The sequence below is a fragment of the Aeromonas sp. 600479 genome, from assembly GCF_049175515.1.
In the GTDB taxonomy this organism is placed as follows: domain Bacteria; phylum Pseudomonadota; class Gammaproteobacteria; order Enterobacterales; family Aeromonadaceae; genus Aeromonas; species Aeromonas veronii_A.
Map to the genome: position 1 here is coordinate 15975 of NZ_JAAKVF010000003.1, position 12399 is coordinate 28373.

5 protein-coding genes are annotated in these 12399 nt (G+C 56.7%); all 5 read left to right on the forward strand.

The annotated features are described in order from the left end of the window. The first annotated feature begins 5 nt into the window (after positions 1–5). The 5 genes from manA to G5149_RS04735 all read left to right on the forward strand — a co-directional run bounded on the left by manA (position 6) and on the right by G5149_RS04735 (position 12322). Positions 6–1196, forward strand: coding sequence for a mannose-6-phosphate isomerase, class I (gene manA, locus G5149_RS04715; RefSeq protein ID WP_421211813.1), 1191 nt, complete (start codon positions 6–8; stop codon positions 1194–1196). A 639-nt stretch (positions 1197–1835) separates the two neighbouring features. Then, positions 1836–4532 carry a GH92 family glycosyl hydrolase gene (locus G5149_RS04720; protein ID WP_421211815.1) on the forward strand — a complete coding sequence of 899 codons (2697 nt, stop codon included), beginning with the start codon at positions 1836–1838 and terminating at the stop codon, positions 4530–4532. Between the two features lie 55 nt (positions 4533–4587). Then, positions 4588–6990 carry a GH92 family glycosyl hydrolase gene (locus G5149_RS04725; protein ID WP_421211817.1) on the forward strand — a complete coding sequence of 801 codons (2403 nt, stop codon included), beginning with the start codon at positions 4588–4590 and terminating at the stop codon, positions 6988–6990. A 62-nt stretch (positions 6991–7052) separates the two neighbouring features. Further along, positions 7053–9575: a GH92 family glycosyl hydrolase gene (locus tag G5149_RS04730; RefSeq protein WP_421211819.1), complete on the forward strand. Its 2523-nt coding sequence runs from the start codon at positions 7053–7055 to the stop codon at positions 9573–9575. A gap of 308 nt (positions 9576–9883) precedes the next feature. Further along, on the forward strand, positions 9884–12322 hold the full coding sequence (locus G5149_RS04735) for a GH92 family glycosyl hydrolase (RefSeq protein ID WP_421211821.1): 2439 nt from the start codon (positions 9884–9886) through the stop codon (positions 12320–12322). The last annotated feature ends 77 nt before the right edge of the window (positions 12323–12399 follow it).

Here is a 12399-nt window from a genome sequence, read left to right on the forward strand (position 1 = left end):
CATCCATGAGCTACCCGCCGTTTTTTCTAATGTGCAACCCGATCCAGGATTATGTCTGGGGCAGTCGTGACTCCCTGACCACGCTGTTTGGCATCAAAAATCCCGAAGGCAAACCACAAGCTGAACTGTGGATGGGCGCTCACCCCAATGGCTGCTCCGAAGTGACCCTGGCAGGCGAGAGCGTGAAGCTATCCAGCCTGATTGACGCCAACCCCGTCGCCATGCTGGGCGAAGCTACCCAGGCTCGTTTCGGCTCACTCCCCTTCCTGTTCAAGGTGCTCTGCGCCGAGCAAGCCCTCTCCATTCAGGTACATCCGAGCAAGGCACAGGCCGAAGCCGGTTTTGCCAGAGAAGAGGCCGCAGGCATCGATATCAAGGCGAGCAACCGCAACTACAAGGATCCGAACCACAAGCCGGAGCTGGTCTTTGCCCTCACCCGCTATCAGGCGATGAACGGCTTTCGCGCCATCCCGGCCATCCTGGCCCTGTTCGATCGCATGGCGCTGCCCGCCCTGGTCGACCTGACCGCGGCGCTTCGCCAGTCACAGGATGAAGCTGGCCTGCAGCACTTCTTCCACCAGTTGCTGATCCTCAGCGGTGATCGCAAGGACGAGGCGCTGGCTGGCCTGCTGGCCTATGCCGCCGCCCATCAGGATGAAGAGACTTTCGCCACCATCAGCAAGCTGGCCAACCAGTACCCGGGTGATGTGGGGCTCTTCTCGCCGTTGCTGCTCAACGTGGTAACACTTGAGCCGGGTCAGGCGATGTTCCTCGATGCCCAGACCCCCCACGCCTACATCCACGGCACTGGCCTCGAGATCATGGCCAACTCGGACAACGTGCTGCGTGCCGGTCTGACCCCCAAATACATGGATGTGCCGGAGCTGCTGGCCTGCACCCGCTGTGTCGCCAAACCGGACGACCAGATCCTGCTCACCCCTCGCATGGAAGGCACAGTACAGCACTTCGACGTGCCGGTACCGGACTTCACCTTCAGCGTGTATGGCGCAGGCGAACATGCCCTCACCACCGGCAATGCCGAGATCCTGTTCGCCATCGATGGGCCCATCACCCTCATTGGCCAGGATGGCGAGCGTCTGACACTGACCATAGGGCAATCTGCATTTGTACCCGCCAGCACCGGCGATTATCGCGTGACGGCTGAAGGGCGTTTTGCCCGCGCCAGCAACCGCTGATCCTGGTGGGCCATCGGCTCATCACCCTCTGTTCAAAGGGCCCTGCAGGGCCCTTTTTTTCAGCTCATCTGACCATGTGGAGCCCGGTACGACTCACAAAATCGGTCATTTAACTCAACGTCGAAGAATAACACGCTGACTTATAATGATTAATATCATTTAGCCTCCGTGGTCACGCCACCCTGCGGTTATGCGAGCCAGCTCACACCCTTCCCCACACGTCATAAAAATCCAGTTAATGCCATTTTTTTCCTCTGTCCCAGGATATTAATCAACGAAATAATAGAAACCGTTAATTTACAGGCAGCAGGAAAAACATTTAAGAGCATTTATATATTCCAGATGTAACACAGCTCAGCCACTTATTTCATAAGTGTAAGGGGCGATTTTTTAAATCAGGCTATGGATGCCTGTTATTTCCCTGCGTTTTTATTTTTTCGCCTGTATAGCCAGATTGTTTTCACTATCCATTTTATCTGGCTGATATTCCCCCCGTCACCCTCTATATCCAGTGACAGTCGGGGTAATACATGCAGATGGCTCTCTCATCCGGCAGATATTCATTGGCTGGCCCGGCGTTCTGCATTATCTGTTTTTATACGTTCGATACCCTACTTTCATTAACCTGTGGCGACAAATATGAAACTGAAACGTTCCCTGCTCGCGTGTGCCGTACTGGCTGGCCTGGTTGGTATATCCGGTTGTCAAAATGACTCGGATACCGCTGTCGATAACAATAAAGAGACCAGCGTCTCCCGTTACGTCAATCCGTTCATCGGCACAGGTAATTTGGGCAACACCTATCCTGGTGCCACTACCCCGCATGGCATGGTGCAACTGTCGCCCAATAATGGGGCCAATGGCTGGGAATATATCTCCGGTTATTACTACCACGACAACCGCCTCGCCGGGTTTTCCCACACTCACCTCTCGGGGGCCGGAGCTGGAGATCTCAACGATATTCTGGTGATGCCGATCAACTCACGCTCCAATTTCATGCTGAACGAGGGGTCGGCCTCACTGAATCTGGAGGCCTCCCGCTACAGCCACAAGGATGAAGAGGCAACGGCGGGCTACTACAAGGTCAATCTGAAGGATTACGGGATCAAGGCCGAGCTGACCGCCTCGGATCGAGTGGGAGTCCATCGCTACACCTTCCCGCAAGATCAAAAATCGGAAATCGTGGTCAACCTCGGCTTCAAGGTCAACTGGGACTACACCTCCGACTCCTATCTGAAATGGGACAAAACCCACAACCGGATCGAGGGCCATCGCTTCTCTGACGGCTGGGCCCCCAGCCAGAAAGAGTTCTTCGTGATGGAGTTCGACCAGCCCATCAAAAACATCCGCTTCGCCTACTTTGACAAAGACCAAAACCGCTATCTGGACCTGCCGGAAGGCACCACCGAGATCGGCAATGAGACACGTGGCAAATATCAGTACGCGCGTGCCTATGTTGAATTCGATACCGCGCAAGCCGGTTTGACCGTTGAGGCAAAAGTCGCGCTATCCAACGTCGAGATCGGCCGGGATGGCAACGCTGGCGCCTCACTCAACATGACCGAAGTGGCCAATATGTCATTTGACGATGTCCGTCAGGCTGCGACCCAAAAATGGGAAAAGGAGCTGGGCAAGATCCGGGTCAGTGGGGATGAGGAGTACAAACAGACCTTCTATACCGCGCTCTACCACACCTATCTGGGCCAGACCATTCACTCTGATCTGGACGGGCGTTACCGTCAGGTGCATCAGGGGCGCAACGCCTATCCGGATGGCAACACACCGTGGGGCGAGCAGATCGATACCCTCAAGGAGTCGGTTCGCACCGCCGATGCCAACCGGGATGGCAAAGCGGACTTTACCCGTTACGACACCTTCTCCCTGTGGGACACCTACCGCGCAGTACAACCCCTCTCGTCACTACTGGAGCCGGATCGCCTCGCCGATGTGGTGCTCTCCATGCTCTCCTACGCCGAGGAGGAGTGGATGGACGATCTGGGCAACCTGCGCAAGGGCAGATTGCCGGAGTGGACCTTCAAGGGTAACGAGACCGGCATGATGATGGGGATGCACTCCACGCCGGTGATCCACGACGTGCTCTCCAAAGGCTCGCTGGACAGACGGATGATCGCGCTGGGCTTCAGCGATGCGGAACGTCAGGAGATCAAGGAGCGACTGGTGACCGCCATGATCACCGACGCCCGCGCTGCCACCAGCCAGGGGGTCGCCTGGATCAAGGAGTACGAGCAGCAAGGCTATGTACCTGCCCAGTTGCATGACACACCGCCGGGCAATGACTGGGAATCTCACTCCCCCTTCAAGGATGCCTGGACCTCATCCTACTCGCTGGAGTACTCCATGAATGACTGGGCGATCGCCCAATCGATCAAGGCAGTATTTGGCGAAAGTGACCCCCGCTATCAGGAGTTTGCCGATCGATCCAAGAACTGGCAGGCGCAGTTTGACTTTGGCGGCAAGCAGTACAAGGGGTGGTTCAAGGCCCGCGACTACGCTGGCAACTTCATTGATGCCGGTTGGGTAGACCCGAAAACCGGCCGGGCAGTGGGCAAGGATTGGCGCCCCGACATGTTCAACTGGTCATTCGCCGAGTCCAACGGCTGGCAATACGCCTTCAGCGTTCAACATGACATTCATGGCCTGGTCGATCTGATGACCCGCTTCGACCAGACCCGGAATCCTCAGGCCAAACGGGGCGAACTGTTTGCCAAACGGCTGGACGAGTATTGGAGTACCTATCCGGATCGCAACGCTGGCGACAACCAGTTCCCGGTATTCAACACCGGCAACGTGGGACAGCATGTGCAGGGCAACGAGCCCGATATCCATGTGCCCTACCTCTACAACTACGTAGGACAGCCCTGGAAGGGACAGGCCGCCATCGTGGCAGCCACCAACGTCTGCTACAAGAACACCCCTGACGGCATCTGTGGCAACGATGACTTTGGCACCCTCTCTGCCTGGTTCGTGTTCCGGGCGCTGGGCTTCTTCCCGGTCAATGCCTCCTCCGGCATCTACGAGATTGGCACCCCCATGTTCGAAACCGCCTCGCTCGATGTGGGTGCGGGCAAGCAGTTCACCGTCACGGCGCAGAATGTCAGCCGCGACAACATCTACATCCAGTCTGCTCGCCTCAATGGCAGCGAGTTCAATCGCAGCTACCTCACCCATGAGGAAATCCTCAGTGGCGGCACGCTTGAATTCGTGATGGGCGATAGCCCCAACCAGAATTGGGGCAGCCAGCCGGAAGATCTGCCGCCCGCGCAAGGTATCGGCACCTTCCTGCACGAAGGCAACCTGCCTGCAGGTTCCCGTTAATCACCCGTTCGGGGGAGGGTTCCCTCCCCCATCACCACTCAAAAATGGAATGACCATGTTCAAGTGCAATCTTCTTTCTCTTGCGGTGATTGCCGCGCTGACCGGTGGCATCGCCGGTTGCAACAGTGAGAGCGAGTCTACCGCTATCGAGAAACCGGTAACTCCGGTTGTCGATCTGTCGGTACTGAAATACGTTGACCCCATGATAGGCACCGCCGCATCAGGCCACACTTTCCCCGGTGCCACCCGCCCTGCCGGCATGGTGCAGCTCTCGCCGGATACCTTTATTGGATCCAACACCGATCACGAGAGCGGACTCAACCCCTGGCACTCAGCCTCCGGCTACTGGGACTCTTCCAATTACCTCACGGGCGAGATCGTCGCAACCGATGTTCCGCTCTACGGCTTCTCCCATACCCATCTCTCCGGCACCGGCGCCACCGATCTGGGCGACATTCTGGTACTGCCCTACGCCGAGATGGCCGACGCCCAGATAAACGCCTTTGACAAAACCAATGAGCACGCCAGCGCCGGTTATTACAAAACCAGACTGAGCAAGGGGGAGATTGAGGTTGAGCTGACCACCACCAAACGGGTCGGTTTGCACCGTTACACCTTCGCCAAAGGATCGGATCGGAATGTGAAATTCGATCTGGGTCATACCCTGCTCAACAACAACGGCCAATCGCTGAAAAACAAAGTCGAAGTGGTGGATGAGTACACCCTGCGTGGCCGCAAAACCTCCACTGGCTGGTTCCAGGGACAGAACCATCAGGGCCAGAACATCTTCTTCTACGCCAAATTCAACCAACCTGTGGCCAGGGCCATGCTGGGCGAGCAGGACAAGATGCCCACCCGGGAGATGCGCCCCAACAGCGTCTATCAAGGGGATGACCTGACCGCCTACCTCAATTTTGGCCAGGGTGACCAACCGATCGAGATCCGGGTCGGTATCTCGGCGGTGAGCTGGCAAGGAGCACAGAAGAATCTGGAGGCGGAAGCCCCCACCTTTGATTTCGCCAAGGTGAAGTCAGACGCCGAATACGCGTGGGCCGAAAAGCTGGCAACACTCAAAACCGAAGGGGGGACGGAAACCGAGAAGACCAATTTCTACACCGCCCTCTACCACATGATGATCGCCCCTATCGAGCTCTACGATGTGGATGGCAAGTATCTTGATATGCAAGGCACCCTGCGCACCCTGCAACCTGGCGATACCCCCAACTACTCCATCTACTCGACCTGGGATACCTTCCGCGCCGTTCACCCCATGTGGACCATCATGGACCCGCCACAGGCGACTCTCTACGCCAAGGATCTGATCCGCAAATCCAACGTGGAGTTCGGCCTGCTGCCCAAATGGGAAGGCCACGGCTCGGAAACCGGCACCATGATTGGCTACCCCTCGGCGGCCATCCTTGCCGATGCGGTGACCAAGGGGCTAATCGATGCGCAAGAGGCACTGGAAGCCTCGGTCAAATCGGCCCACTACCGGCCTGCCGATTACCCGCAGATCCATGACGACATCCTGAGCTCGCTGATGGCCGGTCAGCTCAGCTATCACGAGAAAGAGCAGTGCGTCCGTTATCCCAACTGGAACTCGGTCTCCTACTCGCTGGAGTTCTCTTTCTACGACTGGACCATCGCCGAGATGGCGAAAGCCGCGGGCGACATGACTACCTATCAGGAGTTCAAGGCACGATCCTACAACTCGCTCAAACATTGGGATCCCCAGGCTGGCAATGCCGATGGCAAAGGCTTCTTCGTACCGACCGAGCTGAAAAACGGTGACCCGTGCGCCCTGAAATACGCGGCGGCCGATTTCGATCCCTACAAGTCGGATGCCTTCTACTACACCGAGGGCAATGCCTGGCAGTGGCAGTGGTCCTTCATGCAGGATCTCGACAAGCTGACCGAGATCATGGGTGGCCAGCAGGGACTGAACGACAAGCTCGACAACCTGTTCAACGCCGACCCCAACGGGGGCGAAGCACATCAGGACATGACCGGTTACATCGGGCAGTACATTCATGGCAACGAGCCCTCACACCACGTCATCTATCTCTACAATCGCACCGCCCAGCCCTGGAAAGCGCAGGAGTACCTCGACCGGGTCTATAAGGAGTTCTACAAAACCACCCCGGATGGCCTGATCGGCAATGAAGACGTCGGCCAGATGTCGGCCTGGTACATCATGAGTGCCATGGGCTTCTATCAAATCTCCCCGGGCGACCCGACCTACACCATCGGTCGTCCCATCTTTGACAAGGTCACCATCAACCTGCCCGACGGTCAGTTCAACGTGGTAGCGCAGAACAACAGCCCGGACAACCTCTATGTCAAAGAGGTCACCATCAATGGCAAGCCACTCAACCAGTACAACACCTTCGCCCACAGCGAGATCCGTCCCGGTGGTGAGCTGCGTTTTGTGATGACCAACCAGCAACCGACCCCGTAACTCTACAAGCGGCAAGCCACCCGGCTTGCCGCTTTTTCATCTCCGGAATTTGAGGAACAACAATGTTCAAACCCCACAAGCTGGCCATCATGGTGACAGCCCTGCTTGGCCTCTATGGCTGCAACACAAATGATGAGACTACTGACAATGGCCGTCCCGATAATGCCCTGCAGGTGCTGCAATATGTCGATCCGCTGATCGGCACCGATGGGCTGGGCAATGTCAATCCGGCCCCGGTCATGCCGGAAGGGATGATCCAGCCGGGCCCGGACAACTGGAATCCGGCCAACTGGAATGGCAAGGGATCCCCTTCCGACTATCACCACCATCTGGCCAAGCTTTCCGGCTTCAGCAGCACCCATATCTCGGGGGCAGGCAAGGGGGATCTCAATGATTTCGCCTTCTTGCCCTTCATCGGCAGCAATACCGACCCGGTCACCATCAACAAGACGAGCGAACAGTCGGAAGTAGGCTATTACAAAGCGGATCTGGTGGAGACCGGCATCAAGGCCGAACTCACTGCCACCCAGCGGGTCGCCTTCCACCGTTACAGCTATCCGGCGGGTGAAGATCGCAAAGTCCAGCTTGATCTGCAGCACGAGCTGCTGGAGCAGTACGGTAACCACTCCCGCAATATTTACTTCAAGCGGGTGAGCGACAACGCCATTGCCGGAGCCAGAACCAGCAACGAGTGGGGGCAGTGGCAGACGGTCTTTTTCTACGCCGAGTTTTCCGAGCCGTTTGTGGATCAGATCCTCTATGTCGATGGCAAATTGAGCAACGACACCGAGGTGGGGTTGGCCGATTACATCGGGTATGGCGAAACCAGACCCCGGGTACGGGATGTGGTGACCCAGCTCAACTTTGCCAAAGGGGAACGGCCCATCACCATGAAGATGGCCATCTCGGGCACCGGCATTGAGGGGGCCATGGCCAACCTGCGCGCCGATGAACATGACTACCGCTTCGATCAGGTGGTGCAGGAGAACAAGCAGGCATGGGCGAAAGTGCTCAATAAGTTCACCCTGGAGGGTGGCAGCGATGCCGACAAGACGATGTTTTATACCTCGCTCTATCGCACCTACATCGCCCCCTTCGTCTATCAGGATGTGGATGGTCAATATCGCGGAATGGATGGCAAGGTGCATCAGGCCAAGCCGGGCTTTACCAACTATTCGGTCTACTCCATGTGGGACACCTTCCGCGCCGCCCACCCATTGAAGACCATCATCGAAAAAGAGCGATCCATCGACTATGTGCACGATCTGCTCAACAAATATAAAACCGGCGGCATCATGCCCAAATGGGAGCTGCACTCCGACTATACCGGCGAGATGGTCGGCTACCCGGCGGTCTCCATCATCGCCGACGTCATCGTCAAATACCCGGATGCATTCACACAGGAAGAGATAAAGCTGGCGCTGCAGGCGGCCAATGTCTCCGCCAACTTTGACCTCGCGCTGACCAAAAGCTGGGTGCCCTATCAGGATCCCTGGAACGGCGACAAGCGCTTCACCGTGATGACCCGTCACGGCCAGTATGCCGAGCAGCACGGCTATGTCCCCGCCAACGTCAAACTCAAGCCGGAAGAGGGCGGCATGGCGCAGGACAAGTACGATGAACTGGTCAACGAGTCCGTCTCGTACGGTGTCGAGAATGCCTACTATGACTGGTGTATCGCCCAGCTGGCCCGACTGGCTGGCGACAAATCTGCCGAGAACCGCTATCTGGCCCGGGCGACTACCTGGCGCGCCTATTTTGACTACAACCCGGCGCAATATGGCAAATATGGCGCGACCGGCTTTATGCGCCCCAAAAATTACGATGGCAGCTGGGTCAACAATTACCCCTCCTGCGCCATCGATGAAAACGGCAATCCCGTTACACCACCACAAAACTGTGACACCAACGACAGCAGCCGTTATGACATCTTCTGGCCCTATCGGGCCGAGCACAGGGGGCAGGACTTTACCGAAGGCAACACCTGGCAGTGGAGCTGGTTTGTTCCCCACGATATCGAGGGGCTCAAAGAGGTGATGGGGGGCGAGGAGGGATTCCGGAAGAATCTGGATGCCCTCTTCACCGCCAACTCCAACGCCGATACCTCGCAAGGGGATATGACCGGCTATATCGGCCAGTTCGTGATGGGTAACGAGCCGGATCACCATGTCCCCTACCTCTATAACTGGACCAGAGAGCCGTGGAAAACCCAGGAGTATGTGGATCAGGCGGTACGCAGCTTCTTCCACCCGACCACCACAGGGCTGATTGGCAATGAGGATGTGGGGCAAATGTCCGCTTGGTACATCATGAGTGCGCTGGGCTTCTATCAGGTCACGCCGGGGCTCCCGGTCTACACCATAGGTCGGCCACTGTTTGACAAGGTGACCATGGATATCGATGGCGGAAAATTCACCGTGATCGCCGAAAACAATGGTCCCCAAAATATCTATGTGGAATCGGTCACCATCAATGGCAAACCGTTGGGGGAAAACCTGACGTTCAGCCACAGCGATATTCGGGCTGGTGGTGAACTGAAATTTATCATGACGGCGCAAAAACCGATCCGCTCAGATAATAAATAACCATCATGCATTATCAATATATGTTCAGGCCCAAAGCTTCCTTTGGGCCTCTTTTTTTTGTCGACTCACCAAGCACCTCAAAAAATATGAGATGTTGCATCAGATGATGCGCAGATCACAAACAGACTGCCTTGCCACAAAAATCTAGTGAATGACACTTTTTTACTCTGTCGATGAAACAGATGGCATGGGAATAATAGTGCTCGCCGGGATCAATGCCATCGAGCACCAATATTGCTCAGGGATCGCTCCGGTCTCATAAAAATAGATCATGACTGCTCACCCTCTACCCGATGGAGCCGCTCAATATGTTCAAGAAAAATATTCTGGCCATTGCCCTGACCAGCACAGTAGCCATGTTATCCGGCTGCGATTCAGATAACAGCAGCGACAATAACGACGATCAAAAGCCAACGCCAACCAATGTGTTGCAATATGTGAACCCATTCGTTGGCACTGGCTTTAACGGTCACACCTTTCCCGGCCCTGTGGTACCGGAGGGCATGGTGCAACTCTCGCCGGATACCGAGTTGATAGGCTGGCACTCCTCCTCCGGCTATCACTTTGACAAAGATACCCTGTTCGGATTTTCCCACACCCACCTCTCAGGCACCGGCATGGGGGGGCTGGGGGATATTCTGTTCCTGCCCTTTACCGAAGATAAATCCAAATACATCGAGCAAAGCGATGATTACCGCAAAGCCATCTCGGTCAAAATGGACAAAAAATCCGAGCAGGCCGAGCCTGGCTACTATGCGGTGCGCATCGCCGAGAATGGCATCAAGGCCGAGCTGACCGCCTCCGAGCGGGTGGGCTTTCACCGCTACACCTATCCGCAGGGGCAACCCCAACGGCTGAAGATCGATTTGAACTCGATCCTCAACAGCGACTGGGGAGCGAGTTCGCTGCGCAACAAACTCACCGTCAGCGAAGATGGCTACACCATCACAGGCGAGCGAGATGCGACTCACTTCTCCGGCTGGGCGAAAAACCAGAAGATCTTCTTCCATGCGACCTTCGACAAGAAGATCAAAGGGGTCTACATCCTCGCTGGTGGTGTGCCGGTAGAGGGCTTGAGCGCCGAGCATAAGGCCAAATCCAAAGCGGATGTCACCGCTTACGTCGAATTTGAAGAGGGCGGCTCAGCCCAACTGAACGCCAAAGTTGCCCTATCGGCGGTCGATGCCACCGGCGCATGGAACAACTACCAGGCCGAAGGGGATGTTTCGTTTGACGAGGCCCGCGCCAACGCCCGCGAGAAGTGGGCCAACGCCCTCAATTTCACCATCGAGGGGGGCAGCAAGGAGCAAAACGAGATCTTCTACACCGCCCTCTACCACACCAAGATCGCCCCCATCGTCCATCAGGATGTGGATGGCAACTACCGCGGCATGGGCAAAGGGGCGCAGGCCAAGGGGGAAGGCAGCTACTCCATCCACTATGGCCAGGCAAGCGAAGATCAGCCCAACTTCTCGGTCTACTCACTGTGGGACACCCAGCGAGCGCTGCACCCGCTTAAAACCATCACCGAACCCACCCGCGCCGTGCAGTATGCCAAGAACCTGCTCCAGAAGTATCTGGAGAGCGGCCTGCTGCCCAAGTGGGAGCATCTGGGGGATGAGACAGGCACCATGGTGGGCTATCCGGCGGTGGTGGTGATTGCCGACGCCATCACCAAATACCCCGATGCCTTCACTGCGCAGGAGAAAAATCTGGCGCTCACGGCCGCCATCGACTCCTCCACCTATACCAACTACCCCATGCTGGCGACCGAGTGGGACAAGGCAGTGCTGGACAAGACCCTGACCAACCACATCGATTACATCGAAAAGAACGGCTTTGCCCCGGCAGTGCAGCGGATCGACGGTCAGCCCGTCTTCGCTGACTACACCCTCGAGTCGGTCTCCTACGGTCTGGAGAACGCCTTCTATGACTGGGCCATCGCCCGGATCGCCAAGGCGGCCGGCAACCCGGCGGCCGAAGCGCGCTATCTGGCCCGTTCTAACGGCTATCAGCGCTACTTCGACCACAATGCGGCCGAATACGCCCAGTACGGGGTGACCGGTTTCATGCGTCCGGTGATGATCGATGGCGCCTTCATGACGCCGTTTGATCCCTATGGCACCGAACATGAGACCGGCAACTATACCGAGGGCAACGCCTGGCAGTGGACCTGGTTTGTGCCCCATGACATCAAGGGTCTGAAAACCGCGATGGGCGGAGAAGAGGCCTTCAAGCAGAATCTGGACGCCACCTTTGCTGCCGAGAGTCAGGGGTCGGAGACCGCTGACATGACCGGGATGATGGGTCAGGTGGCCTTCGGCAATGAACCCTCCCACCATATTCCCTACCTCTACAACTGGACATCGGAGCCCTGGAAAACTCAGGAGACGGTCGACTACATCCTCGACACCATGTACTCGAACACCCCGGCAGGCATCATAGGCAACGAGGATGTGGGCTCCATGTCTGCCTGGTATGTGATGTCAGCACTTGGCTTCTATCAGGTGAATGCGGCAGACCCCGTTTACACTATTGGCCGCCCGCTATTTGCCAAAGCGACCATCCCGGTCAAGGGGGGAACCTTCACCATCATCGCCGATAACAACAGCGCCAAGAACCGCTATGTCCAGTCGGTCACCATCAATGGCAAACCGCTCAAGGATGGTCTCTTCTTCGAGCACAAGGAGTTTGTACCGGGGGGCAACCTCCACTTCGTGATGGGCGATACCCCGCCACAAAAGTAACGATCGATAGCATTGAAGTGACATTCAGCACGCAATCCGAAAATGTCACTTTGTGATACCCGACGGCCCACGCCAGA

Bases quoted from the DNA above. Each gene is read 5' to 3' on its own strand.
- manA (WP_421211813.1), top strand. From the start codon at position 6: ATGAGCTACCCGCCGTTTTTTCTAATGTGCAACCCGATCCAGGATTAT.
- G5149_RS04720 (WP_421211815.1), top strand. From the start codon at position 1,836: ATGAAACTGAAACGTTCCCTGCTCGCGTGTGCCGTACTGGCTGGCCTG.
- G5149_RS04725 (WP_421211817.1), top strand. From the start codon at position 4,588: ATGTTCAAGTGCAATCTTCTTTCTCTTGCGGTGATTGCCGCGCTGACC.
- G5149_RS04730 (WP_421211819.1), top strand. From the start codon at position 7,053: ATGTTCAAACCCCACAAGCTGGCCATCATGGTGACAGCCCTGCTTGGC.
- G5149_RS04735 (WP_421211821.1), top strand. From the start codon at position 9,884: ATGTTCAAGAAAAATATTCTGGCCATTGCCCTGACCAGCACAGTAGCC.